Genomic DNA, 24,580 nt, shown 5'->3' with positions numbered 1-24,580 from the left:
GGCACGTCAGCCCGCCAGCAGCCGGTCGAAGGTGCCGGTGATGGTCTGCCAGGACCAGCGCTGCTCGACCCAGGCCCGGCCCGCGGCCCCCATCGCGCGGGCCCGGGCCGGGTCGTCGAGCAGGTCGGCGAGCACCCGGGCGACGGCGGTGGGCGAGCGCGGGTCGACGACGTGTCCGGTCTCGCCCTCGCGGACCGTCTCCGGGGCGCCGCCCGAGGTGCCGGCGACGACCGGCCGGCCGCAGGCGGCCGCCTCGAGGAAGACCATCCCCAGCCCCTCGACGTCCAGCCCGCCGCGGCGGGTGCGGCAGGGCATGGCGAAGACGTCGCCGGCGGCGTAGTGGGCGGGCAGCTCGTCGGCCGGCACGCCACCGGTGAGCACCACCGACCCGCCCAGCCCGCGGGCCGTGACCGCCCGGCGCAGCCGCAGCTCCGCCGGCCCGCCCCCGACCAGCAGCAGCCGTGCCCCGGGGTGCCGGGCGAGCACCTGCGCCCAGCCCGCCACCAGCACGTCCTGCCCCTTCCGCGGCACCAGCCGGGAGACGCACACGACCACCGGTGCGTCGCCCAGCCCGTACCGCTCGCGGACGGCCGAGCCGTCGGCGTCGGGGGTGAACAGACCGACGTCGACCCCCGGGGACAGCTGGCTGAGCACCGTCCGGCTGCCGAGCGCCGGGGCGAGCCGCTCACGGGTGTACGCGCTGATGTAGGTCAGCTCGTCCAGCCCCGCGGCGATCCGCTGCATCAGCTGCCGCGCGGCGGGCAGGGCGACCCAGCCGGTCTCGTGGCCGTGGGTGGCCCCGACCAACCGGCGCACCCCGGAGCGGCGCAGCGCCGGGGCCATCAGGCCCAGCGGCGCCGCCGCCCCGAAGAAGACCGTGTCGCAGTCGTGCTCCCGCGCCAGGCGCGCAGCGGTGCGGGTGGCGGCCGGGGTGGGCAGCAGCATCCCGGTGGCGGCCCGGACCACCGGGTAGGGCAGCTGCGCGTCGTGGGCGGCGGCGCCCGGGTGGTCGGAGGCCAGCACGACCAGCGACTCCGGCGGCCGGGTCGCCAGCAGCGCCGCCACGAACGTCTGGATGCCGCCCTGCCGGGGCGGGAAGTCGTTGGTGACGACCAGGGTGCGGCTCACCGGGGCGCCACCGGGATGCCGTGCAGCAGCGCCCAGTCCTCGGCGAAGGCGATCCGCTGCAGGACCGTGGGGTGCGAGCCGTAGAACCAGTGCCAGGCGGCCGGCGGTTCGGGGTCGCTGAGGTTGGCCTCCCCCAGCCGGCGCTGCATGTCGATGAACCCCCCTGGGTCCTCGGTGAGGTCCAGGGCGTGCCGGTCGGCGCGGGCCTCGATCTGCCGGGAGACCAGGTTCTGCACCGGGGTGGAGACGAGCGTGCCGGCCGCGACCAGGAACAGCAGCAGGCCGACGACCGCGCCGTCCCCCGGTCCCCGCGCCCCGGCCCGGCGCAGCAACGACGGGGAGCTCACCAGCCAGCCGAGCAGCGAGACCCCGGCGCCGGCGCCCAGCGCGCCGATGAGCGTGCCGGTGAGGACGTCGTCGGTGGCCACGTGACCGAGCTCGTGGGCCACGATCGAGGTGATCTCCTCGTCGGAGAGCCGGTCGAGCAGCGTGTCGTAGATGACCACACGGCGGGTCGAGCCGAAGCCGGAGACGTAGGCGTTGAGCGCGTTGGTGCGCCGGCTCGCGTCGGCGACCAGCACGTCCTCCACCGGGGTGCCGTTGCGCTCGGCGAGCTCGAACAGCTCGGTGCGCAGCTGGCTGTCCTCGAGGGGCTCGAACCGGTTGAACGCCGGCTCGATGACGAGCGGGTAGAGGAACGAGCCGACGACGACGAGGGCGGCCGCCCCCGCGCCCGCCCAGGCCCACCAGGTCCGCGGCGCGCGGCGGGCCAGCGCCACCAGGGCGAGCAGGCCGAGCGCGGTGAGCCCCGCGCTGATCCCGGTGGAGACGGCGACGTCCCGGGCCCACAGCCCCCAGCCCCGGGTGGAGAGGCCGTAGCGATGCCGCACCACCTCGGCGTAGGCCGACAACGGCAGGGTCACCAGCCGGCCGACGAGCAGGATGGCGAACGTGCCCAGGAGCACCTGCCAGCCCCAGCCACCCCCGAGCGGGCGGGCCAGCCGTCGGGCGGTGGCCGCGCCGGCGCGGGTCAGGCCGAAGACCGCCGAGGCGGCCAGGCTCAGCAGCATGGAGGCCAGCGACGCCGGCCGCAGCGCCCTGGCGAAGGCCTCGGCCCGGGCGACCTGCTCGGCGGTGAAGGCCGCGGCCGGGTCGATCGGGGTGCGGCCACCCGGGGGTGCGGCGAGCACCTCCCAGGGGGTGGCGACCGCGATCACCACGACCAGCGCCGCCCCCAGGACCGCCGCGGTGCCGAGCGCCAGCCGCCGGGAGCGCCGGTCCACCGGCGCCACCGTGCTCACGCGGGCCGGTTCGGGACGGTCGGGACGGGCACGCGGTCGAGCTTAGGACGGTGTCCTGTGCGCCCCACCCACCCCGGACCGGCTCAGCCCAAGAGCCGGCGCGCCCCCACGTACCCGGCCATGTCGACCCCGGTGACGACGACCGGGCTGCCGAACGTCGGCGCGTGCACCATCTTCCCGTTGCCCACGTACATGCCCACGTGGCTGACCGGGCTGTAGAAGAAGACCAGGTCACCGGGCTGCAGCTCGGCCCGGCTCACCGCGGTGCCCATGGTGGCCTGCACCCGGCTGGAGTGCGGCAGGCGGATGCCGGCCGCGGCGTAGGCGTACTGCGTCAGGCCCGAGCAGTCGAAGGCGCTCGGGCCGCCGGCACCCCAGACGTAGGGGTCGCCGATCTGGGCCAGCGCGGTGTCGACGGCGGCCTGCACCCCGTCCGAGGAGGCGACGACCTCGTCGGGAGCGGGCGGCGCCAGCGTCGGACCGGCGTGCTCTTCCACCACCGCCTGCTGCTGGACCTCGCTGAGGGACTCGTACTGGGCCTGGTACTCGGTGATCCGACCCTGCAGGTCGGCCTGCCGGGCGGTGACGTCGGCCAGGCCGGCGGCGGCCTCACCCGCGGCGGCCTCGGCGGCCGCCCTGGCCTGCTCCGCCGCCTGGGCGGCCGCGTTGACCTGGGCGAGGACATCGGTGGTGTGCCCGGCGATGGCGTCCAGGGTGGTGACCTGGGAGAGGAACTCGTCGGCCGAGCCGCTGGTCATCAGGGCGTTGAACCGGGACAGGTTCTCCCCGGTGAAGGCGCTGCGCGCCACCCGACGCATCTGCTCGTCGAGGGCCGCCAGCTGCACCTGGGCGGCGGCCAGCGCCTGGCCGGCGGCGTCGGCCACGGCCCGCTGCTGGGCGAGCTCCTCCTGCGCGTCGTTGAACTGCTCGGTGACGACCTCGAGCTCGTGCGTCGCGTCGGAGACCAGGCGGGTGGCCTCGTCCGCCGTCCCGGCCGGGGCGACCGGGTCCCCGGGGGCCGCGGCCGCGCTGCCCGGGAGGAGGGCGAGCGTCACGCTGGCGGTGAGCCCGAGGATGAGCCCGACCCCGAGCCGGCCGGGCAGCCGGGCACTCCGGGAGCCCGAGAAGGGGGCGGCAGCGCGGACCGGGGTGATCCGGGGGCAGGGCTGGGGGCTCGCCATGCGAGGCGGGGCTCCGTTCTCCGTCGCACCGCCCCGTCCAGCCGGCAGAGCCGGCTGGGTTCGGCGGTCTCCGGCCGGGGCCACCCTGATCAGTGACGACCTCCCTACCGGACGTGACGAACCTAGGTCCGTGACCGGATCGAGACCCAGACCCGTGAAGCCGAAACCTCGGGCGGGACCTGACGAATCACAGCCGTGCGATTTGTCAGCTCACGTGGCGGTCGCCGTGGCCGGACGCATCCTGATGACGCAACGGCGGAACCAGGCCGAACTCTGCCAAGGCCCGGACCGCCCGACGCTCGACGTCGTCCAGTTCCACCACCGGCCGGACGTCGCCTCCCGTCGCGTCGACGGGCGCCGCGTCACCCCCGGCCCCAGCGCGCCCGGGTGCCGCACCGTGCGCCGGGACCTCGGCCGGACCGGCCGGGTCGGCGGAGCGTGGCACGAGCGGCACGACGCACGGGTCGCTCCCCTGCCAACCCGGCGGAGCGCCCAGGAGCACGGTGACGACGCAGTCGGCGCAGCCCTGACCGCGGACGGTGCAGGTGTCGCAGTCGATGAGCACGGCGGCTCCCCCTCTCTCTCGGTCGCGACGGCCCTCCGTCCCGACGGCGCCGAACCTAGGAGCGGCCACCGACAGTTCCGGCCGGCCGCCCGCCGCGGAGCCGCCCACCCGGGTCCGCACCGGCGTGCCCTCCCCCGGACTGTCGGACCCCCGACCTACCGTCCGCGACGTGCCACCTGCTCCCGCGCTGCCCCCCGTCCCGCCCTCCGGTGGGCCGGGCGCCCGCCCGCCCGGCTGGGCCTCCACCGCCCTCCCGTCGACGCCCCCGTCAGCTGCGCTCCCCGCCGGCCCGCGCTACGAGCAGGCGACGATCGACGAGGTGGGCACCGTGCTGTCGGCGGTGACGTTCGTGGTGGTCGACCTCGAGACCACCGGCGGCTCCCCGAAGGACAGCGCGATCACCGAGATCGGCGCGGTCAAGGTGCGCGGCGGCGAGGTGCTCGGGGAGTTCCAGACGCTGGTCGACCCGGGCCGGGAGATCCCGCCCTACATCAGCGTGCTGACCGGCATCACCACGATGATGGTGACGGCCGCGCCCCGCATCGACGCCGTGCTGCCGGCCTTCCTGGAGTTCGCCCGCGGCGCCGTGCTGGTGGCCCACAACGCCCCGTTCGACCTCGGCTTCCTGCGGGCGGCCTGCGAGGAGTCCGGCATCGCCTGGCCCGCGGCCGCCTCGGTCGACACCGCCGTCCTCGCCCGCCGGCTGCTGACCCGCGACGAGGTGCCCAACTGCAAGCTGGCCACCCTCGCCCCCTACTTCGCCACCTCCACCGAGCCCTGCCACCGGGCGCTGGCCGACGCGCGGGCGACCGTCGACGTCCTGCACGGTCTGTTCGAGCGGCTCGGCCCGCTGGGGATCACCACCCTGGAGGAGCTCTCCGGCCTGACCCGCCAGGTCGACCCCGAACGCCGCCGCAAGCGGCACCTGGCCGAGCACGTCCCCTCCGGACCGGGCGTCTACGTCTTCCGCGGCCCGCGTGACGAGGCGTTGTACGTGGGCACCTCCACCGACCTGCGCAGCCGGGTGCGCAGCTACTTCTCCGCCGGCGAGCAGCGCAGCCGGATGACGGAGATGATCCGGCTGGCCGAGCGGGTCGACGCGCTGCCGTGCGCGCACGACCTGGAGGCCGCCGTGCGGGAGCTGCGGCTGATCGCCGAGCACAAGCCGCGGTACAACCGCCGGTCCCGCTTCCCGGAACGCGCCCTCTGGGTCCGGCTCACCGACGAGCCCTTCCCGCGGCTGTCGGTGGTGCGCCGGGTCCGCCCGGGGGCCGGGTCGTTCCTCGGTCCCTTCCCCGACCGCCGGGCGGCCGACGCCGCGGTCGCCGCGGTGCACGAGTCGCTGCCGCTGCGCCAGTGCACCCCCCGGCTGGCGCTGGCCGGTACCGGCACCGCCTGCGTGCTGGCCGGCATGGGCCGGTGCGGCGCCCCCTGCACCGGCGCGCAGAGCCGGGCGGAGTACGCCTCGATCGCGGCCGTGTTCACCGCCGCCGTCGACTCCGACCCCCGCGAGCTGGTGGCCCCGCTGCTCACCCGGGTCGAGCGGCTGGCGGCCGAGGGCCGGTACGAGGACGCCGCGCTGCTGCGCGACCGGGTGGCGGTGCTGGTGCGCGCGGTGCAGCGCCGTCAGCGACTGGAGTCGCTGGCCACCGTGCCGGAGATGGTGCTGGCCCGCCCCGACGGCGCCGGCGGCTGGCAGCTGTCGGTGGTGCGCCGCGGCCGGCTGGTCGCCGCGGGGGTCGCCGAGCGCGGTCGCTCGGTGCGCGAGTGCCTGGCCGGGCTGCGGGCCACGGCCGAGACCCCCACCGGCCCCGACGGCGAGCTCGCCGCCACCGTCGACGAGACAGAGCTCGTGCTGCGCTGGATGGAGAAGCCGGGCACCCGGCTGGTCGAGGTCGACGGCACGCTGGCCAGCCGCACCCCGGGCACCGGCGCCTACCGGGCCTTCCTGGCGCAGGTGGAGGCCGGCCGCGCCGAACGCGACCCCTTCGGCGACGGTCGGCCGCTGCGCACCCGCAGCCAACCCGACCGGGTCACCCCCGGCCGACCGGAGACACGGCGCGGCCGGGCCGCCACCCGGCTAGCATCCCGGGCGTGATCACCGCCATCGTGATGATCGATGCCGCCACCGACTCCATCGCCGAGGTCGCCGAGGCGGTCGCCGACCTGCCCGGGGTCAGCGAGGTCTACTCCGTCGCCGGCGACGTCGACCTGGTCGCGATCATCCGCGTCCACGAGTTCGACGAGATCGCCCAGGTGATCGCCGGGCGGATCAACAAGGTGCCCGGCGTCGTCGACACCGCCACGCACATCGCCTTCCGCGCCTACTCGCGGCACGACCTCGAGGCAGCCTTCTCGATCGGCTTCGAGTCCGCCGACTGACGAAGGACCCCTCCGCCCCCCACCACTCGCAGGCTCGCGGAGGGGCCGGGGGTGACCGGGTGTCGCTCAGGAGTGGTCGCGAAGGTCCTGGCTGACCTGCACCCACTCCTGGAGCTTGGCCGCGGCCCGGCCGTCGTCGACCGCCGCGGCCACCCGCTCCAGCGCCGCGCCGAGCACGTCGTGCAGCCGCGCGCCGCGCTCGTCGAACGCCGCCACCGCTCCCGCGGCGTTGAGCAGCACCGCATCCCGCACCGGGCCACGGTCACCGGCCACGAGCCGGCGGACCGCCTCGGCGTTCTCTTCCGGCCCGCCGCCCCGCAAGGCACCCGGTTCGGCCACCGGGATGCCGAACACCGTCGGGTCGAGCCGCTCGGCGACCACCTCGCCGTCGCGCACCACCCACACCGACGACGTCGTCGTGGTCGTGAGCTCGTCGAGGCCGTCGTCGCCCCGGAACACCAGTGCCCGGGTGCCGCGGTCGGCGAGCACCTGCGCGAGGACCGGGGCCATCCGCAGGTCGGCACACCCGATCGCCCCGGCCACCGGCCGGGCCGGGTTGGTCAACGGGCCGAGGAAGTTGAACACCGTGCCGATGCCCAGCTCCCGACGCGGCACCGCGGCGTGCCGCATCCCCGGGTGGAAGACCGGGGCGAAGAAGAAGCCGATCCCCGCCCGGCGGACGCACTCCGCGACGGCATCGGCGGGCAGGTCGATGACCACCCCGAGCGCCTCGAGCACGTCGGCGGTACCGGACTTCGACGACGCCGCCCGGTTGCCGTGCTTGGCCACCGGCACCCCTGCCGCGGCGGTGACGATCGCGGCCATCGTGGAGATGTTGACCGTCTGCGCGCCGTCGCCGCCGGTGCCCACGATGTCGACGCAGTCCCGGTCGAGCACCACCGGCGTCGCCTGGTCGAGCATGGTCGCGGCCAGGCCCAGCACCTCGGCCGGCGTCTCCCCCTTGACCCGGAGCCCCATGACCAGCCCGGCGATCTGAGCGGGCGTGGCCTCGCCGGTCATCACCTGGCGCATCGCCCACCGGGTGTCCTCGGTCGCGAGGTCCTCCCGCCGGGCCAGCCGGCCGAGCAGCGCCGGCCAGGTCGGGGCGGCGCCCGCCACGCCGCTCAGCGCCGTGCGGCGGGCCGCGAGGCGGCCCGGTCGCGCAGCAGCCCGGCCACCGTCTCCGGGGCGACCAGCGGGTCGACCGGGAAGGCCAGCGTGGCGTCGGCCTGCGACCAGTGCGCCAGCCACCGGTCGGCCTGGCGGGCGATGAGGACGACCATCGCCGGGCAGTCGGCCACCTCGGCTCGCAGCTGCCGGCTGATCCCCATCCCACCGGTGGGCTGGGCCTCGCCGTCCAGCACGCACAGGTCGACGCCGCCGGCGTCGACCGCCGCGACGACCTCGTCGCCGGTGGCGCACTCCACGTAGCGGAGGGGACCGACGTCCGGGGCCGGGAAGGCGCCCAGCGCGGTACGGACGGCGGCGCGGACCTCGGCCCGCTGGCTGAAGACCAGCACGGTGGCCGGTGCGGCGTCGACGCTCACCCGCGGCAGCCTAGTGGCTCCCACCCGCACGCCGGAGGGGCGCACCCGCGCGGCCACCGGGAGACACGCCACGCGTGGCCACCCCGCGTCGTGGGGAGGGCATCCCGATGCCATGATGAGCCCGTGACAACGGCCCCCGTGGCGAGCAGCACCTTCGACACCTCGCGGGTGCACTCCCTGACCCGACCGAACATGGTCAGCGTCGGCACGATCGTCTGGCTCGCCAGTGAGCTGATGTTCTTCGCCGGCCTGTTCGCCATGTACTTCACCGCGCGCGCCCGGGCGACAGACGGCTGGCCCCCGGAGCCGACCGAGCTGAACCTGCCCTACGCGACGTTCTTCACCGTGATCCTGGTGGCCTCCTCGGTCACCTGCCAACTCGGTGTCTTCGCCGCCGAGCGCGGGAACGTCTACGGGCTGCGCCGCTGGTTCGCCATCACCTTCCTCATGGGCGCGGTCTTCGTCCTCGCCCAGATGAACGAGTACCGGGTGCTGGTCGTCGACCACGGCACGACGATCGCCTCGTCGAGCTACGGCTCGGTCTTCTACCTGACCACCGGCTTCCACGCCCTGCACGTCATCGGTGGCCTGGTGGCCTTCGTCTACGTGCTCATCCGGTCCACCATGGGCCGTTTCACGCCAGCCCAGGCGACCTCGGCGATCGTGGTCTCCTACTACTGGCACTTCGTCGACGTCGTGTGGGTCGGGCTCTTCGCCACGATCTACCTGATCCGCTAGGGAACCGGTGACCACCACGAACCCCTCGTCCGAGGCCCCCGTCGAGAGCGGCCGCCGCGGACTGCGCGCCCGGTTCGGCCGGCGTCCAGCGGCCGGCGGCCCGGCTGCGGCCGCCCGGTCGCGGCGGCGGTCCAAGCAGCGTCGCCGGCTGGCCAACGTCGCCGGCCTGCTGGCCGCCCTGGTGCTCGCCGGTGCCAGCTACTCGGCCCTCGCCCCCGGCGCCAGCGCCGCTGACGAGTCGACCGGCAACCCGTCGAACGCCGTCGAGGCCGGCCGCGACCTGTACGTCCGCAGCTGCATCACCTGCCACGGGTCCAACCTGGAGGGTGTCGAGGACCGCGGTCCCTCGCTCATCGGCGTCGGCGAGGCCTCCGTCTACTTCCAGGTGCACACCGGCCGCATGCCCCTCGTGCGCCAGGAGGCCCAGGCCCCCGAGCGCCCGCCGGTCTTCTCCGAGGAGGAGATCGACCAGCTGATGGCCTACATCCAGGCCAACGGCGGCGGTCCGACCCTGCCCTCGGGCGACCTCCGCTCGGGCGACCTCGCCGCCGGTGGTGAGCTCTTCCGGCTCAACTGCGCCCAGTGCCACAACTTCACCGGCCAGGGCGGGGCGCTCTCCTCCGGGAAGCGCGCCCCCTCCTTGACCGAGGCCAACGACCTCACGATCTACTCCGCGATGCTCTCCGGCCCGGGCAACATGCCCGTCTTCGGTGACAACCAGCTCACCCCGGAGGAGAAGCGGTCGATCATCAACTACGTGCAGACCGTGCAGGCCCAGGCCGACCCCGGTGGCGCCGGCGTCGGCCGGGTCGGCCCGGTGGCCGAGGGCCTGGTCATCTGGGTCGCCGGCATCGGCGCCCTGCTGTTCGGGATCTTCTGGATGGGGACGAAGGCGTGAGCACCACCCACAGCGGCCCCGGCTCTGCCGGCGGCGACAACACGTCTGGTCCGACCCACGGCGGGCCGGACGACGAGTACACCCCGGAGCGGCTGGCCGCGCTGGACCGCACCGAGCTGGACCGGCTCGGCGCCCGCTACGACGGCGTCGAGATCCTGCACGTCGACCCCGCTCCTGAGCCCGGCTCCCCGCTGGAGAAGCGGGCCACCCGGCAGGTCACCGCCTGGTTCGCCCTCGCCGCCCTCGCCGCGCTGGCGTTCCTGGTCATCTACGCCGGCTCCGGGTGGTTCCTGCCCGACTGGGAGTGGCAGGTCGGCGGCAGCGACTGGAGCGCGCTGTTCACGCCCATGCTCGGCGTGACCATGGGCATCTCGCTGACCGCGATCGGCATCGGTCTGGTGCTGTACGTCCGGAAGCTGCTGCCGCACGAGACCGCGGTCCAGGACAAGCACGACGGTTCGCACTTCGACCGGGTCACCACCTCGGCCTCCCTGCTCAGCGGGCTGGACAAGTCCGGCCTGCCCCGCCGCAAGCTCCTGCTGACCACCATCGGCCTGATGGGCGCAGGCGCGGGCGCCATGATCCTGGCGCCCCTCGGTGGGCTGATCCGCAACCCGAACACCGGCAACCCGCTGGGCACGACCCCGTGGGCCGACGGCGTCCGGCTGCTGCGCGACGACGGCACCCCGATCCGCCCGGCCGACCAGCAGGTCGGCTCCCTGGAGACGGTGTTCCCCGCCGTCCCGGGCGGCAACTTCCATGCCGACGCGTCGGCCTCGGTCATGCTCATCCGGCTCCGTCCGGAGCAGATGCAGGAACTGGTCCTCCCGGAGGACCAGGCGGACTTCGGCTACGGGGACTACGTCGCCTACTCGAAGATCTGCACGCACGCCGGCTGCCCCGTCTCGCTCTACGAGCAGGAGACCGGCCGGATCCTGTGTCCGTGCCACCAGTCGATGTTCCAGGTGACCGAGGGCGCCAAGCCGGTGTTCGGCCCAGCCACCCGCGCGCTCCCCCAGTTGCCGATCGCCGTGGATGATGAGGGTTACTTCGTCGCACGAGCGGACTTCCCGGAGCCGGTCGGCCCCTCGTTCTGGAACATTGGGAGGCTCTGATGGCCACCACCACCACGCCGACTCCGGCTGGACCGACCACGCGGATCGGGAAGGCGGCACTCGAGGTCGACGACCGGCTCATCGTGGCCGGGCCGGTCCGCCGCACCCTGAACAAGGTGTTCCCGGACCACTGGTCCTTCCTGCTCGGTGAGATCGCGCTCTACGCGTTCATCATCCTGCTGCTGTCGGGCACGTACCTGACGTTCTTCTACGACCCGTCCCTGACCGAGGTCGTCTACGACGGCTCGTACGCTCCGATGCGGGGCATCGAGGTGTCGAGGGCCTACGAGTCGACGCTGAACATCTCCTTCGACGTCCGCGGCGGCCTGGTCGTCCGGCAGATCCACCACTGGTCGGCCCTGCTGTTCGTGGCGGCGATCGTCGTCCACCTGTTCCGGATCTTCTTCACCGGCGCGTTCCGCCGGCCGCGGGAGACGAACTGGTTCATCGGGGTCGCGCTGCTGGTGCTGGCCCTCGTCGAGGGCTTCGCCGGCTACTCGCTCCCCGACGACCTGCTCTCCGGCACGGGCCTGCGGATCGCCTCGGCGGTCATCATCTCGATCCCGGTGATCGGCACCTGGCTGTTCTTCGCGGTCTTCGGTGGCGACTTCCCCGGCGAGCTGATCATCGGCCGGCTCTACATCCTGCACGTGCTCATCGTGCCGGCGATCCTGCTGGCGCTGATCGCGCTGCACCTGCTCATCCTGGTCAAGCAGAAGCACACGCAGTTCCCCGGTGCGGGGCGGACCGAGCACAACGTGGTCGGCAACCGGCTCTTCCCGGCGTTCGCGGTGAAGGCGACCGCCCTGCTCTTCATCGTCTTCGGGGTGTGCGCCCTGCTCGGTGGTCTGGTGCAGATCAACCCGATCTGGTTGCTGGGTCCGTACAACCCGGCTCAGGTGTCCGCCGGCTCGCAGCCGGACTGGTACATCGGGTTCCTCGACGGTGCCGCACGACTCTTCCCGCCGTGGGAGCTCGTGCTCTGGGGTTACCACGTCCCGGCGCTGTTCTGGGCCACTGCGGTGATCCCCGGCCTCATGTTCGGCGTGCTGGCGCTCTACCCGGTCATCGAGCGCAAGCTGACCGGCGACACGGCCAGCCACCACCTGCTCCAGCGTCCGCGGGACGTGCCGGTGCGGACGTCGCTGGGCGCCATGGCCATCTCGTTCTACGTGGTGCTGTGGATCTCCGGTGGCAACGACGTCATCGCCGACAAGTTCGACATCAGCCTGAACGCGATGACCTGGTTCGGCCGCATCGGCATGCTGGTGATCCCGCCGGCGGTGTACTGGCTCACCTACCGGATCTGCCTGGGCCTCGAGCGGCACGACCGCGAGGTGCTCGAGCACGGCATCGAGACCGGCGTGATCCGGCGGCTGCCCAACGGCGAGTTCATCGAGGTGCACCAGCCGCTGGGCCCGGTCGACGAGCACGGCCACGGGGTGCTCGCCTACGGCGGTGCCTCCGTGCCGAAGAAGATGAACCAGGTGGGCGGCGCCCGCCGGGCCATCCGGGGCTTCTTCACCCCGATCGAGGAGCCGGCCGCGGTGCAGGCGGCGGCCGAGCGCGAGTCGCGTGGCCTGGAGGCCGAGCAGGCCAACCGTGAGCTGACCGGCTCGGGTCGCCCGGCCGAGGGCGGCCGCCCGGCCGAGGGTGGCCGTCCGCAGGACCCGCGCGACTGATCGACCCGCACCACACCAGCAGGGCCCCCGGCGGATCTCCGCCGGGGGCCCTGCTGCATTGCGGCGGTGCGGCCCAGGCGCCGCACCGGGGCCTGGAGTTGCCCCCCGTGCGTCCCTCGTGGCGACGAGTCGCTGGCGGTGCTTCGGACTGGTGGACAGCCGCCGCGGGCAGGAGCGGCACCGTCGATGGTGCGTCCTCCGACGGCTCGCACCAGCTCGGCGTCGGCGCAGTGAGATCACCTTCGCGGCCTTCGCGGCTCCGCCGCCGCGCCGGGCCGCCGAGGCGCCGATGCCGCCATGCACCGGAGGGTGACCACCGTGGCCCCAGGGCTGACCGGCTGACCGGTCGGCCCGGCCGCGTGGGCGCACCGCACGCGAGCAGCTGCGGCCACAAGCCAGCGCGCTGGACTCGAACCGGTTCCGGCGGACCCTCCCGCTCCCGACGGGCGCATGGCAAGCAGGAAGGTGCTCGTCCAGCCGCCACCTCCCAGCGCGCGTCATCGGTGCCGGAGAGGCACCCCGGCGTCGAACCGCGCTGACCGGACCGTCTCGATCCGAGTCGCTCCGCCGGCTCCCAGGTAGCCGGCCGAGCACCGCCCCCACCGCGGACCTGGGGTACTCGGGTGCACGTCCGGTGCCGGAGCGGCCAGCGGGGCCCACGGTCGGATGGAGGCCGCGGAACTGACGGGGTGGGCATCGGCACAGACGCCACCGGGGCCCCTCCCGGCGTGGGAGGGGCCCCGGTGGACGAGGTGGTGCGGGGCTCAGCTGTGCGCGTTCTGCCCGACGTAGTACTCGAAGAGCAGCCCACCGACCGTGATCAGCAGCGCGACGCCGGCGATGAGGACGAGCCAGGGGAACCAGAAGGCCAGCGCCAGGCCCATCAGCGCGGCGGAGAGCCCCAGGCCGAAGGGCCAGTAGCTGGCCGGGCTGAAGAAGCCGAGCTCACCGGCGCCGTCGGCGATCTCGGCGTCCTTGCGGTCTTCCGGCCGGGCATCGATGCGCCGGCTGACGAACCAGAAGAACCCACCGATGAGTGCGGTCAGGCCACCGGAGAGCGCCAGCGCCGTCGTGCCGATGGGCTCTCGGGCCCAGACGCCGTAGACGACCGCCGCGACGATGCAGAAGACCGTGATCAAGTTGAAGATGAGCGCTTCGACCTTCACGGCCGGTCCTCCTGGTGCTGCGGGGTGGTCGGGTCAGTCATCGGCGGAAGCAGATGCCTGCTCGCGGGCGCCCGCGAACGGGCTCGTGGAGGTGGCCAGCCCGGGCTCGCCGATGCTCTCCAGCGCGTCATGGGTCGACAGGCCGGCCTCACGCGCACTGATGTAGTCGTCGAACTCGTCGCCGCTCACCGAACGCAGCTCGAAGTTCATGAATGCGTGGTACGTGCCGCACAGCTCGGCGCAGCGGCCGACGTAGGCGCCCTCCTCGCGGACGGTCACCTCGAAGACGTTGTCGCGGCCGTTCTCGTTGCCCGGGATGATGTCCAGCTTGAAGAGGAACTCCGGGATCCAGAACGAGTGGATGACGTCGGCCGAGGCCAGCTCGAACCGGATCGTCTGGTCGACCGGGACGACGAGGATCGGGATCTCGTCGGTGCTCCCGACCGTCGACACCGGCTCGCCGCCGTTCTCGTCGGTGGTCTCCGGGTAGACGAACTGCCAGTTCCACTTGAAGGCGTTCACCCCGACCGTCACGTCGGGGTCGTCACTGCGCTCCATCACCCGGTTCTGCGTGTTCACCGTGAAGAAGAACAGCACGGAGACGATCACGAACGGGATGATCGTGTAGACCACCTCGAGCGGCAGGTTGTAGGCCGTCTGCTTCGGCAGCTCGTCGCCGCGCTTCCGGTACCGGATCGCGGCGTAGGCGATGAGCACCCAGACGGCGACGCCCACCACGAGCGCGGCGATCGTCGAGCCGATCCAGAGCGCGTGCATCTGCTCGGCCTCGTCGGTGATGCCCGCAGGCCATCCCCAGCTCCAGAAGCTGCGGTCCACCGAGCACCCTCCTCATCTCCCCCGTGGCGGCGCCACGAGGTCTTCCCGGTGGAGGTCCACCGCACCCATCGACAGGTGCCGCTCACCCCCACCACAGTCTCCCGGAGACTATCCGACCCCGCCTGGGGTGCCCGGGGCGGGCGGACTCCCCCGGCGGGTCGCCGGGTGGCCGGAGCGCTCCGTGGCGGAGGCCCGGGCACACCGGGCCCCGCGACCGGTGCGGACGGCGCCGGTCGCCGAGGTCCGGCGGTTACAGTCGCGGGCGTGTACCGACGCCTGCTCAGCCCCGGGTGGCTCCTGATGCACCTGGTCGTCGTCGCGCTCTTCGTGATGACGTTCTTCCTCGGCTACTGGCAGCTGACCAAGGCCGAGGCCGGTGGCGGCGCCGTCAACTGGAGCTACGCGTTGCAGTGGCCGCTCTACGGGTTCATGGGCCTGGGCTTCTACCTCAAGATGGCCAAGGACGAGCTGGACCGCGACCCGGACGACGACGAGCCCGGCTCCTCCCTGGTGCTCTACCAGCGGCCACGGATCGACACCACGGGCGATCCGGAGCTGGCCGCCTACAACGCCTACCTCGCCGAGCTCAACGAGAAGGCGCTCAGGCCCGGGAGCAGCAGTGGCCGCTGACCGCACGGCGACCGCGTCGCGACTGCCGCACGCACTCGCCCGTCGGGTCGGCCAGGACGTCCCTGCCGCCCTGGTCCGCTACCGGGTGATGGCCTGGGTCGTCGGCGTCCTGCTGATCGCCCTGGTCCTGGTCGCCGTCCCGCTGAAGCACCTCGCGGGGGTCGACGGTCCGGTCGCCGTCATCGGCACTGCGCACGGCTGGCTCTACGCGATCTTCTTCGTGACCGCCTGCGACCTGGCGCTGCGCGCCCGCTGGTCGGTCAAGGGCACGGTGCTCGTGCTCCTGGCAGGCACCGTGCCGATCCTGTCCTTCCTCGCGGAACGGATCGCCACGCGCAAGACCCGCGCCGGCCAGCGCGTCTGACCACGGGGCGTCCTGCCCTCCGCCGTCCCCCACCACCTTGGAGACCCCCGCATGTGCGGCCTGCTGGCCTACCTGTCCACCGACGCCGACCGGGTCGGGGAGGGCACCGTCGAGCAGGTGCGGCACGCGCTGCGCTGCCTGCGCCACCGGGGTCCCGACGACCGGGAGGTCTGGGCCGACCCGCACGCGGTGCTCGGCTTCAACCGGCTGGCCTTCATCGACATCGAGGGCAGCCCGCAGCCGATGCCCTACGCCGAGGGCCGGTACCGGATCGTGTTCAACGGGGAGATCTACAACTACCTGGAGCTCCGCGAGGAGCTGAAGGCCGCCGGCGCCAGCTTCGCCACCGAGGGCGACACCGAGGCGATCGTCGCCGGGTACCACCTGTGGGGCGAGGCGGTCGTCCCGAAGCTGCGCGGCATGTTCGCCTTCGTGATCTGGGACACCGAGACCGGGACGGCGTTCGGCGCCCGGGACGCCTTCGGCATCAAACCGCTGTTCACCGCTCGGCTGGCCGACGGCGGGCTGGTCTTCAGCTCGGAGAAGAAGGCGCTGCTGGAGCTGCTCGGCGGCTCGACCGGCGCGGGCGGCGTCGACCCGGCGTCGCTGCAGCACTACCTGACGCTGCAGTACGTCCCCGAGCCCGCGACCCTGCACCGCGGCATCCGGCGGATCGAGAGCGGCACCAGCTTCACCGTCGTCGACGGCGAGCTGCACACCGCACGCTGGTTCCACCCGTCGTTCCGCCCGACGCCGGTCGCCCCCGGCACCGAGCAGGCGCTGTTCGACCGGATCGCCGAGGTGCTCGACGACTCGGTCGCCAAGCACATGCGCGCCGACGTCACCGTGGGCTCGTTCCTGTCCAGCGGGATCGACTCCACCGCGGTCGCCGCCCTGGCCCACAAGTACAACCCCGACCTGGTCACCTTCACCGTCGGCTTCCAGCGCGAGGCGACGTCGGAGGTGGAGATCGCCGCGGAGTCCGCCGCGATCCTGGGCGTGAAGCACGTGCCGGTCGAGGTGACCGCCCAGGACTTCGCCGACGCCATCCCCACGGTCGTCTGGTACCTCGACGACCCGGTCGCCGACCCGGCGCTCGTGCCGCTGTACTTCGTGGCCCGCGAGGCCCGCAAGCACGTCAAGGTGGTGCTGTCCGGCGAGGGCGCCGACGAGCTGTTCGGCGGTTACACGATCTACCGCGAGCCGCTCAGCCTGGCCTGGGCCGACAAGCTGCCGGCGGCCGGCCGCCGGGCGCTCGGGTCGCTGTCCCGGCTGGTCCCCGAGGGGGTGCGCGGCCAGGACCTGCTGCGCCGCGCGTCCATCCCGCTCGAGGAGCGGTACTACGGCAACGCCCGCAACCTCAACGCCGCCGAACTCGCCGAACTGCTCCCCGGCCGCGACCCCGACCTCTCGCACGTGCAGGTCACCGAGGAGCTCTACCGGCGCACCCGGGCAGCGGGCTACGACGACGTGACCGCCATGCAGTACGTCGACCTGTTCACCTGGCTGCGCGGGGACATCCTGGTCAAGGCCGACAAGATGACCATGGCCAACTCACTCGAGCTGCGCGTGCCGTTCCTGGACCCCGAGGTCTTCGCCCTGGCCAGCACCCTCCCCCTTGAGATGCGGGTCCCGGCGCGCGGCGACGCGACCAAGTACGCGCTGCGCCAGGCGATGGCGCAGATCGTGCCGCCGCGGATCATGAACCGGCGCAAGCTCGGTTTCCCCGTCCCGACGGCTGAGTTCCTCGCCGGCCCGCTGCACGAGTGGGCGCGGGGCGTCGTCACCGAGAGCCAGACCGACGAGTGGCTCGACCGCGACCACGTGCTCGTCCTCCTCGACCGGCTGCGCCAGGCGGAGACGCCCAGCAAGCGGATCGCGCGGCAGGTCTGGGAGGTGCTGGTCTTCATGATCTGGCACGGCATCTTCGTCGAGGAGCGGATCACCCCGCAGATCCCCGAGCCGGTCTACCCGGTCCGGCTGTGACCGGCCGCCGGGCGGGTGCTGCGGCGGCCGGGGTCCTGGCCGCCGTCGTCCTCACCGGCTGTTCCGGGGCGCAGGACGATCCCCCCGCGCCCCGCCCGACGTCCGCCGCCCCCAGCGCGCGGACCCCGCCACCGATCTCCCCCCGGTACACGGCGACGGTGCCACCGGGCGACACGGGTCCCGGGACGCTCGCCCCGCCCTCGGCCGTCCCGCCCCCCTCGAGCGGTCAGCCGGTCCCCGTCCCGTCCGGCCCGGTGAACTGATCCCGGACGCGACGAGGCCCGGCACCCCCTGGGGGGTGCCGGGCCCCGTCGGGCTGGCTCAGCCGGCGATCAGGAGAACGAGTCGCCGCACGCGCAGGAGCCGCCGGCGTTCGGGTTGTCGATCGTGAAGCCCTGCTTCTCGATGGTGTCGACGAAGTCGATCGTCGCGCCGCCGAGGTAGGGGGTGCTCATCCGGTCGACGATGACCTCGACGCCACCGAACTCGAAGGTCTGGTCGCCGTCGAGGAAGCGCTCGTCGAAGAACAGCTGGTAGCGGAGGCCCGAGCAACCGCCGGGCTGCACTGCGATGCGCAGCCGCAGGTCGTCACGGCCTTCCTGGTCCAGCAGCGTCTTCACCTTGAGGGCGGCCGCGTCGCTGAGCAAGACGCCGGTGGCGTCGGGGGCCTGCGTGTCCTGCACGGTCATCTGTGTGGTCCTCCCACGCTCGAGGGTGTCGCTGCCCGGCCGCGCCGGTGCCGGCTCGACGGGCTGTCGTCCATCGGGATCAACACCGCCGGGGGCGGGTCATTCCCACTGTACGGCGGTCCGGCCGTCAACGGGATCCCCCGACCGGGCCGGTGTGCGGCTCGGCGCCGCTCGATCGCCCTCCTGCCGGCACCCGGCCACGTAGACTCACCTGCCGTGAAGCTCCGCCTGCCCGGCCGCCGCGCCGACTCCGCGTCGATCCCGGACGCCCAGTCCGACCAGACCCCCCAGCTGGCCGGCAGCACGGCGGTGGGCAAGGGCCGGCCGACGCCGAGGCGCAACGAGGCCCAGGGGCGGCGGCCCGGGCCGGTGCCCCCGCCGCCGACCAACCGCAAGGAGGCCTACCGCCGGATGCGGGAGCAGCAGGCCGCCAACCGCGGCAGCACCCGCCAGGCGGCCCTGCGGGGCGATGACAGCGCCCTCCCGGCCCGCGACCGCGGCCCCGTCCGCCGGCTCGTCCGCGACATCGTCGACGCCCGGCGCAACGCCGGCAGCTTCTTCCTGGTCGTGGCCGCGCTCGTGCTGGTCGGGTACTTCGTCCCGAACCCGGCGGTGCAGAGCTACACGGTGTTCGTCTGGTTCGCCTTCTTCCTCGTCATCATCGTCGACTCGGTGTTCCTGGGACGCCGGATCAAGAAGGTCGTCGAGGAGCGGTTCCCGAACCACACCGAGCGGATGCGCGGTCTGATCTGGTACGGCGTCAGCCGCGCGACCATGATCCGCCGCTGGCGCTTCCCGAAGCCCCAGGTGCCGCAGGGCGCCGAGGTCTGAGGGCGCACCCCGCGCCAGATCGTCAGCGGGGCTCACGACTAGCGTCCGCGGCGTGGAATTCAGACGCCTCGGCCGCTCCGGCCTGACCATCTCCGAGATCGCCTACGGCAACTGGCTGACCCACGGCAGCCAGGTCGAGGAGGACGCCGCGCACGCCTGCGTGCACGCGGCCCTCGACGCCGGGATCACCACGTTCGACACCGCCGACGTCTACGCCGGGACGAAGGCCGAGTCGGTCCTCGGCCGGGCGTTGGCCGGCCAGCGCCGGGAGGGTCTGGAGGTCTTCACCAAGGTCTACTGGCCCACCGGCCCCGGCGCCAACGACCGCGGGCTGTCCCGCAAGCACGTCATCGAGAGCTGCCACGCGTCGCTGCGCCGGCTGCAGACCGACTACGTCGACCTCTACCAGGCCCACCGGTACGACTCCTCGGTGCCGCTGGAGGAGACGATGACCGCCTTCGCCGACCTGGTGCGGCAGGGCAAGGTGCTCTACCTCGGGGTCTCGGAGTGGCGGGCCGAGGAGATCGCCGCCGCCGCCGAGCTCGCCCGCGAGCTCAAGGTGCCGCTGATCAGCAACCAGCCCCAGTACTCGATGCTGTGGCGGGTCATCGAGACCGAGGTGGTGCCCACCAGCGAGGAGGAGGGCCTCTCCCAGATCGTCTGGTCACCGCTGGCGCAGGGCGTGCTCACCGGCAAGTACCTGCCCGGCCAGCAGCCGCCGGCCGACAGCCGCGGCGGCCACGCCACCGTGGGCGGGTCGATGAAGAGCTACCTGACCGACGACGTGCTGACCCGGGTGCAGCAGCTGCGGCCGATCGCCGACGAGCTGGACCTCACCATGGCCCAGCTGGCGATCGCGTGGGTGCTGCAGAACCCGAACGTCGGGGCGGCGATCATCGGGGCCAGCCGTCCCGAGCAGGTGCACGACAACGTGAAGGCCGCCGGCGTCCGGCTGCCGGCCGAGGTCATGACCCGCATCGACGAGGCCCTGGGCGACGTCGTCGAGCGCGACCCGGCCAAGACCTCCCGGGGCTGACGGTCCGGGCCTGGTGGCCCACGTGGTGACCTACCTGGTGACCCACGTGGTGATTACGTGGCCGCCAGGCCCATCGGTCCGTAGACGCGCTCGCCGTCCTCCAGCAGGGTGACCGTCGCGACGCCGCGCTCGAGCAGGTCGCGCCAGGTCTCCCCCAGCCAGGACTCGGCGTCCCCCTGGTTGTCGTGCTCGGGCACCTCCACCCCGATCGTCGCCGGATCGACGGGCGCCCCCGAGGGGTCTTCCAGCTGCCAGGTCCAGCTCATGGCGGGAGGCTAGCGAGCCCGGGCGGCCGACGGCAGCCCGAACCGGCGCAGGAGGCGATCCCCACGTCGACGACGATCTTGGTTTACACGGTAAGTGCATGGGCATGGGTGGGAGCACCATCCATGCTGCACACCGCGGAGGACCCATGAGCCAGCCCGCCCCGGGCACCGGCGCGAGCCGGGTGGCGCCGCCGCCCCCGGCCACCGAGAACGCCTCCACCGGTCAGCTGATCGGTCAGCTCTCCGACCAGCTGACCCGGCTGGTCCGGGACGAGATTCGCCTGGCCCAGAACGAGGTCGGCACCAAGGCCAAGAAGTTCGGCCTCGGCGCCGGCCTGTTCGGCGGCGCGGGGTTGGCCGCCTTCCTCGGTCTGCAGGTGCTCGTCGCGGCCGCCGTCCTGGCGCTGGCCCTCGCCCTCCCGGGCTGGCTGGCCGCGCTCATCGTCGCCGTCGTGCTCTTCGGGACCGCCGGCGTCCTGGCCCTGATCGGCAAGAAGGACGTGCAGCAGGCCGCGCCGCCGGTGCCCACCGAGGCGATCTCCAGCGTCAAGACCGATGTCGCCACCATGAAGGAGAGTGCGTCCCGATGACCGGACCCGACGACGACCGGCCGGGCGCCGGATCGCAGCCCACCGACCCCGACGCCATCCGCGCGGACATCGAGCAGACCCGCGAGCAGCTCGGCCGGACCGTCGACGAGCTGAGCCACCGGCTCGACGTGCCGGGCCGGGCGAAGGAGCGCGCCGACCGAGCCAGGAGCTCGGCGGTGGAGAGCGCGAACCGCACGAAGGACACCGCGGTCGAGACCTACCGGGAGAACCCGCCGGCGGTCATCGGCGGCGGGGCGGCGGCGTTGACCGCGGTCGTCGGTCTGCTCGCCTGGCGACGGAGGCGCCGGGCCACCCGGCTCGAGCGCGCCGCGGCCAAGGAAGCCCAGAAGCGGCAGGCCGTGGCCCAGCTCGCGGCGCGACGGGCGGCCGCGGAGCGGGCAGCAGCGCGGAAGGTGGCCCGCAAGCGGGCCGCGGACCGGCGTGCTGCGGCCGCGCAGGCCGCCGCGGAGCGCAGGCGTGCCGCGGCCGAGCGCAGGCGCGCCGCTGCGAAGCAGCGGGCCGCGACCACGAGCCGCCGGTGACCCCCAGCCCCAAGGCCGTCTACCGCCCGATCGGCCTGCTGGGCGGCCTCGCGGCCGGCGCCGTCTCGGGCGCGGTGTTCAAGCAGATCTGGAAGCGGGTCGCCGACGAGGACGACGCACCCGGCGCACTGCAGAGCGAGTACCGGATGCGCGAGGTCGTGCTGGCCGCCGCCATCCAGGGCGCCCTGTTCGGCGCCACCAAGGCCGTGATCGACCGGGCCGGCGCCCGGGGGTTCACCAAGCTCACGGGCAACTGGCCCGGCGACTGACCCACCACCGAACGACCACCACCCGAGACGAGGGGACCGCCCAGATGGTCGACGCCGGACGCCGCGAGAGCTCGGTCGAGCGCATCCGCCAGCGGGTGCAGGAGAAGGCCGAGCGGCGCGCCGCCGCCCGGGCCGCGGCCGAACGCGCCCAGGACGACCCCGCCACCGGCGCGTCGTCGGCCACGGTGGTGGCGACCGAGCGGCGGGAGGCCGCACGTCCGGCACCGGACGTGCCCAGCTCCGCGGAGATGCCCGGCGTGCACGCCGAGACCCCGCTGCAGATCCCCGCGCGGGGTTGGCTGCAGGTGGTCAAGCGGGCCTGGGCGGAGAACAACGCCGACAACATGCCCATCATCGCCGGCGGGGTGGCGTTCTTCGGCTTCCTGGCGATCTTCCCCACCCTGATCGCCACGGTCTCCATCTACGGCCTGGTCGCCGACGCCGACACGGTGGAGCAGCAGATCGCGTCGCTGTCGGAGCAGCTGCCCGACGAGGCGGCGACCCTGATCGGCGACCAGCTGAGGAACATCGTCGAGAGCAGCGGCGGAGCGCTCACGATCAGCCTGATCCTCTCCATCCTCGGTGCCCTGTGGAGCTCCTCGGGCGGGACCAACAACATGGTCAAGGCGGTCAACATCGCCTACGACGAGGTGGAGACCCGCAACTTCCTCAAGCTGCGGGCGCTGGCGCTGCTGCTCACCCTGGGCGCGATCGTCTTCGTCCTGATCACCTTCACCCTGGTGGCCGTCCTGCCCGTCGTGCTGGATGCGCTCCCGCTGGGCGGGTTCGGCACCGTGGTGGCCCAGGTGGCCCGCTGGGTGCTGCTGCTCGGGGTGATGATCGGATCGCTGTCGGTGCTCTACCGGGTCGCCCCGGACCGCGACGCCCCACAGGTCAAGTGGGTCACCCTCGGGTCGATCGTGGTGACCGTCGTCTGGGCGCTGGTGAGCCTCGGATTCAGCTTCTACGTCAACAACTTCGGTTCCTACGACGAGACCTACGGGGCGATCGCCGGCGTCATCGTGCTGATGCTGTGGCTGTACCTGACCTGCTACCTGGTGCTGCTGGGTGCGGAGATCAACGCCGAGACCGAGCACCAGACCACGGTGGACACCACCGAGGGCGACCCGGTGCCGATGGGCGAGCGGGATGCCGTCGTCGCCGACGAGGTCCCCGACCCGCCGGTGCCGTCGAAGTAGCCGGTGACCGTCCCGGCGCGCCACGGCCGGGTCGCCGCCGGCCCGCCCGGCGCCGCCGGTGTGCGGTCACGGTGGCCTCCCTAGGATCGGCCCGTGCCACCGACGATCTCCGCCACTGACCGCCCGCTCGAGAAGCTGACCGCCGACGCCGTCGTCGTCGGCGTCGGCGCGGGGCCCACGGGCCTGCTGACCACCCCCGGCGCCGAGGCGGTCGACCGCCTGCTGGGCGGGCGGCTGCTGTCCGCACTGGCCGACCTGGGCGCCCGCGGTGCCGAGGACGAGGTGACCAGGCTGCCGACGTTCGGGCAGGCCCCGTTCCCGGTGGTCGCCGTCGCCGGGCTCGGCGCCCCGCAGGCCGACGGCACGTACTCCCCCGAGGCCGTGCGCCGCGCCGCCGGCGCCGCCAGCCGCGCCCTGACCGGCCGCGGTTCGGTGATCACCCTGCTGGCGGCCGTGGGGGGCACCCCGGACGCCGAGCGCCTGCGCGCCGTCGGTGAGGGCTCGCTGCTGGGGGCCTACGAGTTCACCGCCTACAAGTCCGGGCTGCCCGCCGACCGGCCCACCCCGCCGGCCTCGTTCGAGCTGGTGGTCCCCGACACGGCCGCGGCGAAGGCCCCGCTGGCCCGGACCCGGGCCGTCGCCGACGCGGTCGCCCTGGTCCGCGACCTGGTCAACACCCCGCCCAACGACCTGCACCCGGCCGAGCTGGCCGCCCGGGGCGCGGCCGCCGGCAAGAAGGCCGGGCTCTCGGTCGAGGTGCTCGACGAGAAGGCGCTGGCCGACGGGGGCTACGGCGGCATCCTCGCCGTCGGCAGCGGCTCGGCCCGCGGCCCGCGGTTGCTGCGCCTGGTCTACAAGGGCAAGAAGGCCCGCACCAGCGTGGCGCTGGTCGGTAAGGGCATCACCTTCGACAGCGGCGGCATCTCGATCAAGCCCGCCGCGAAGATGGAGGACATGAAGAGCGACATGGCCGGCGCCGCGGCCGTGATCGCCACCGTCTGCCTCGTCGCCGAGCTCGGGCTGCCGGTCGACGTCACCGCCACCGTGCCGATCGCGGAGAACCTGCCCAGCGGCACCGCCTACCGCCCGGCCGACGTGGTGACCTTCCGCAACGGCACGAAGGCCGAGATCACCAACACCGACGCCGAGGGCCGGGTGGTCCTCGCCGACGCGATCTGCCGAGCCGCCGAGGACTCCCCCGCGTACCTGCTGGAGACCTCGACGCTGACCGGCGCCCAGATGGTCGCGCTGGGCACCCGCACCTCCGGTGTCATGGGCAGCGACGACCTGCGCGACGCCGTGGTCGCCGCCAGCGCGCGCACCGGTGAGCCGATGTGGGCGATGCCGCTGCCGCCGGAGCTGCGCCGCGGGCTGGACTCCTCCGTCGCCGACCTGGTCAACGCCAACGCCGACCGGATGGGCGGCATGCTCGTGGGCGGGCACTTCCTGGCCGAGTTCGTCCCGGCCGGGCTGCCGTGGGCGCACATCGACATCGCCGGCCCGTCGCTCAACACCGGCGCGCCGTGGGGCTACACGCCCAAGGGCGGCACCGGGGTGCCGGTCCGCACCCTGCTGGCCACCATCGAGGACCTGATCGCCGGGAGCAACTGACGGCGTGGCCCGCAGCGGGCCCCTGGA

Annotated in this window: 25 protein-coding genes; 16 read left to right on the top strand and 9 right to left on the bottom strand. The window is 73.6% G+C overall.

The genetic code is table 11. The annotated features are described in order from the left end of the window. Positions 1-6: 6 nt before the first annotated feature. The 3 genes from ACI79U_RS13145 to ACI79U_RS13135 form a co-directional block, all read right to left on the bottom strand. Positions 7-1,128 (bottom strand): glycosyltransferase family 4 protein, encoded by a 1,122-nt coding sequence (locus ACI79U_RS13145; protein ID WP_457068686.1) that lies wholly within the window; start codon positions 1,126-1,128, stop codon positions 7-9. Continuing rightward, complete coding sequence (locus ACI79U_RS13140; protein ID WP_457068688.1) at positions 1,125-2,411, bottom strand: M48 family metallopeptidase; 1,287 nt, start codon at positions 2,409-2,411, stop codon at positions 1,125-1,127. The genes ACI79U_RS13145 and ACI79U_RS13140 overlap by 4 nt, the downstream gene beginning before the upstream one ends. Before the next feature lie 101 nt (positions 2,412-2,512). Then, positions 2,513-3,610 (bottom strand): C40 family peptidase, encoded by a 1,098-nt coding sequence (locus tag ACI79U_RS13135; RefSeq protein ID WP_457068690.1) that lies wholly within the window; start codon positions 3,608-3,610, stop codon positions 2,513-2,515. A gap of 734 nt (positions 3,611-4,344) precedes the next feature. On the opposite strand from ACI79U_RS13135, the gene ACI79U_RS13130 reads away from it, so the two are divergent. Beyond that, positions 4,345-6,273 (top strand): DEDD exonuclease domain-containing protein, encoded by a 1,929-nt coding sequence (locus tag ACI79U_RS13130; protein WP_457068692.1) that lies wholly within the window; start codon positions 4,345-4,347, stop codon positions 6,271-6,273. Next, positions 6,270-6,557 (top strand): Lrp/AsnC family transcriptional regulator, encoded by a 288-nt coding sequence (locus tag ACI79U_RS13125; protein ID WP_457068694.1) that lies wholly within the window; start codon positions 6,270-6,272, stop codon positions 6,555-6,557. The genes ACI79U_RS13130 and ACI79U_RS13125 overlap by 4 nt, the downstream gene beginning before the upstream one ends. 66 nt (positions 6,558-6,623) lie before the next feature. Here the strand turns inward: ACI79U_RS13125 and trpD are convergent, their stop codons facing one another. Together trpD and ACI79U_RS13115 are read right to left on the bottom strand one after the other, a co-directional pair. Next, on the bottom strand, positions 6,624-7,676 hold the full coding sequence (gene trpD / locus ACI79U_RS13120) for an anthranilate phosphoribosyltransferase (RefSeq protein ID WP_457068696.1): 1,053 nt from the start codon (positions 7,674-7,676) through the stop codon (positions 6,624-6,626). Positions 7,677-7,681: 5 nt separating this feature from the next. Further along, positions 7,682-8,104 carry a hypothetical protein gene (locus tag ACI79U_RS13115; RefSeq protein ID WP_457068698.1) on the bottom strand — a complete coding sequence of 141 codons (423 nt, stop codon included), beginning with the start codon at positions 8,102-8,104 and terminating at the stop codon, positions 7,682-7,684. A gap of 123 nt (positions 8,105-8,227) precedes the next feature. On the opposite strand from ACI79U_RS13115, the gene ctaE reads away from it, so the two are divergent. The 4 genes from ctaE to qcrB are packed head-to-tail and all read left to right on the top strand — an operon-like array spanning position 8,228 to position 12,537. Continuing rightward, complete coding sequence (gene ctaE, locus ACI79U_RS13110; protein ID WP_457068700.1) at positions 8,228-8,842, top strand: aa3-type cytochrome oxidase subunit III; 615 nt, start codon at positions 8,228-8,230, stop codon at positions 8,840-8,842. Positions 8,843-8,849: 7 nt separating this feature from the next. Further along, a complete protein-coding gene (gene qcrC / locus ACI79U_RS13105) occupies positions 8,850-9,740 on the top strand; it encodes a cytochrome bc1 complex diheme cytochrome c subunit (RefSeq protein WP_457068702.1) in 891 nt (296 codons plus the stop codon). Beyond that, positions 9,737-10,855, top strand: coding sequence for a cytochrome bc1 complex Rieske iron-sulfur subunit (gene qcrA / locus ACI79U_RS13100; protein WP_457068704.1), 1,119 nt, complete (start codon positions 9,737-9,739; stop codon positions 10,853-10,855). Before qcrC ends, qcrA begins: the two co-directional genes overlap by 4 nt. Continuing rightward, positions 10,855-12,537, top strand: a complete 1,683-nt coding sequence (gene qcrB / locus ACI79U_RS13095; protein ID WP_457068706.1) for a cytochrome bc1 complex cytochrome b subunit — start codon at positions 10,855-10,857, stop codon at positions 12,535-12,537. The genes qcrA and qcrB overlap by 1 nt, the downstream gene beginning before the upstream one ends. Positions 12,538-13,301: 764 nt before the next feature. Here the strand turns inward: qcrB and ACI79U_RS13090 are convergent. Continuing rightward, the gene (locus ACI79U_RS13090; protein WP_457068708.1) at positions 13,302-13,703 is read right to left on the bottom strand and encodes a cytochrome c oxidase subunit 4; all 402 of its coding nucleotides are present in this window, start codon (positions 13,701-13,703) and stop codon (positions 13,302-13,304) included. Between the two features lie 33 nt (positions 13,704-13,736). Then, positions 13,737-14,540, bottom strand: coding sequence for an aa3-type cytochrome oxidase subunit II (gene ctaC / locus ACI79U_RS13085; protein WP_457068710.1), 804 nt, complete (start codon positions 14,538-14,540; stop codon positions 13,737-13,739). Between the two features lie 264 nt (positions 14,541-14,804). Between ctaC and ACI79U_RS13080 the strand changes: the two genes are divergently transcribed. Genes ACI79U_RS13080 through asnB form a run of 3 tightly spaced genes read left to right on the top strand, consistent with a single transcriptional unit; the run spans position 14,805 to position 17,520 of the window. Next, entirely contained in the window at positions 14,805-15,170 is a 366-nt protein-coding gene (locus ACI79U_RS13080; protein ID WP_457068712.1) for a metalloprotease, read from the top strand. After that, entirely contained in the window at positions 15,160-15,534 is a 375-nt protein-coding gene (locus ACI79U_RS13075; protein ID WP_457068714.1) for a DUF3817 domain-containing protein, read from the top strand. The genes ACI79U_RS13080 and ACI79U_RS13075 overlap by 11 nt, the downstream gene beginning before the upstream one ends. 51 nt (positions 15,535-15,585) lie before the next feature. Then, positions 15,586-17,520 carry an asparagine synthase (glutamine-hydrolyzing) gene (gene asnB / locus ACI79U_RS13070; protein WP_457068716.1) on the top strand — a complete coding sequence of 645 codons (1,935 nt, stop codon included), beginning with the start codon at positions 15,586-15,588 and terminating at the stop codon, positions 17,518-17,520. Positions 17,521-17,852: 332 nt separating this feature from the next. Here the strand turns inward: asnB and ACI79U_RS13065 are convergent, their stop codons facing one another. Beyond that, complete coding sequence (locus ACI79U_RS13065; RefSeq protein WP_457068718.1) at positions 17,853-18,209, bottom strand: HesB/IscA family protein; 357 nt, start codon at positions 18,207-18,209, stop codon at positions 17,853-17,855. A gap of 216 nt (positions 18,210-18,425) precedes the next feature. Between ACI79U_RS13065 and ACI79U_RS13060 the strand changes: the two genes are divergently transcribed. Together ACI79U_RS13060 and ACI79U_RS13055 are read left to right on the top strand one after the other, a co-directional pair. Beyond that, positions 18,426-19,040, top strand: a complete 615-nt coding sequence (locus tag ACI79U_RS13060; protein WP_457068720.1) for a DUF3043 domain-containing protein — start codon at positions 18,426-18,428, stop codon at positions 19,038-19,040. A 52-nt stretch (positions 19,041-19,092) separates the two neighbouring features. Then, entirely contained in the window at positions 19,093-20,076 is a 984-nt protein-coding gene (locus ACI79U_RS13055) for an aldo/keto reductase family protein (RefSeq protein ID WP_457068722.1), read from the top strand. 53 nt (positions 20,077-20,129) lie between these two features. Here ACI79U_RS13055 and ACI79U_RS13050 read toward each other — a convergent pair whose 3' ends face one another. Next, complete coding sequence (locus ACI79U_RS13050; protein ID WP_457068724.1) at positions 20,130-20,342, bottom strand: hypothetical protein; 213 nt, start codon at positions 20,340-20,342, stop codon at positions 20,130-20,132. Positions 20,343-20,488: 146 nt separating this feature from the next. On the opposite strand from ACI79U_RS13050, the gene ACI79U_RS13045 reads away from it, so the two are divergent. From ACI79U_RS13045 to ACI79U_RS13025, 5 genes are all read left to right on the top strand, one after another. Further along, entirely contained in the window at positions 20,489-20,932 is a 444-nt protein-coding gene (locus ACI79U_RS13045; protein WP_457068726.1) for a phage holin family protein, read from the top strand. Continuing rightward, the gene (locus tag ACI79U_RS13040; protein ID WP_457068728.1) at positions 20,929-21,474 is read left to right on the top strand and encodes a DUF3618 domain-containing protein; all 546 of its coding nucleotides are present in this window, start codon (positions 20,929-20,931) and stop codon (positions 21,472-21,474) included. The genes ACI79U_RS13045 and ACI79U_RS13040 overlap by 4 nt, the downstream gene beginning before the upstream one ends. Beyond that, complete coding sequence (locus ACI79U_RS13035; RefSeq protein ID WP_457068730.1) at positions 21,471-21,743, top strand: DUF4235 domain-containing protein; 273 nt, start codon at positions 21,471-21,473, stop codon at positions 21,741-21,743. Before ACI79U_RS13040 ends, ACI79U_RS13035 begins: the two co-directional genes overlap by 4 nt. A gap of 44 nt (positions 21,744-21,787) precedes the next feature. Next, positions 21,788-22,942: a YihY/virulence factor BrkB family protein gene (locus ACI79U_RS13030; RefSeq protein WP_457068732.1), complete on the top strand. Its 1,155-nt coding sequence runs from the start codon at positions 21,788-21,790 to the stop codon at positions 22,940-22,942. Positions 22,943-23,035: 93 nt separating this feature from the next. Next, positions 23,036-24,553, top strand: a complete 1,518-nt coding sequence (locus ACI79U_RS13025) for a leucyl aminopeptidase (RefSeq protein ID WP_457068734.1) — start codon at positions 23,036-23,038, stop codon at positions 24,551-24,553. Positions 24,554-24,580 lie beyond the last annotated feature (27 nt).

This window comes from Modestobacter sp. SYSU DS0904, from assembly GCF_054051115.1.
The sequence above is the reverse complement of the archived record's forward strand: the minus strand, read 5'-3'. Positions and strand labels throughout refer to the sequence as shown.

Excerpts from the sequence above, each read along its gene's own strand:
- ACI79U_RS13065 (WP_457068718.1), bottom strand. The coding sequence starts at position 18,209 with ATGACCGTGCAGGACACGCAGGCCCCCGACGCCACCGGCGTCTTGCTC.
- ACI79U_RS13040 (WP_457068728.1), top strand. The coding sequence starts at position 20,929 with ATGACCGGACCCGACGACGACCGGCCGGGCGCCGGATCGCAGCCCACC.
- asnB (WP_457068716.1), top strand. The coding sequence starts at position 15,586 with ATGTGCGGCCTGCTGGCCTACCTGTCCACCGACGCCGACCGGGTCGGG.
- ACI79U_RS13045 (WP_457068726.1), top strand. The coding sequence starts at position 20,489 with ATGAGCCAGCCCGCCCCGGGCACCGGCGCGAGCCGGGTGGCGCCGCCG.
- qcrB (WP_457068706.1), top strand. The coding sequence starts at position 10,855 with ATGGCCACCACCACCACGCCGACTCCGGCTGGACCGACCACGCGGATC.
- ACI79U_RS13050 (WP_457068724.1), bottom strand. The coding sequence starts at position 20,342 with ATGAGCTGGACCTGGCAGCTGGAAGACCCCTCGGGGGCGCCCGTCGAT.
- ACI79U_RS13030 (WP_457068732.1), top strand. The coding sequence starts at position 21,788 with ATGGTCGACGCCGGACGCCGCGAGAGCTCGGTCGAGCGCATCCGCCAG.
- ACI79U_RS13135 (WP_457068690.1), bottom strand. The coding sequence starts at position 3,610 with ATGGCGAGCCCCCAGCCCTGCCCCCGGATCACCCCGGTCCGCGCTGCC.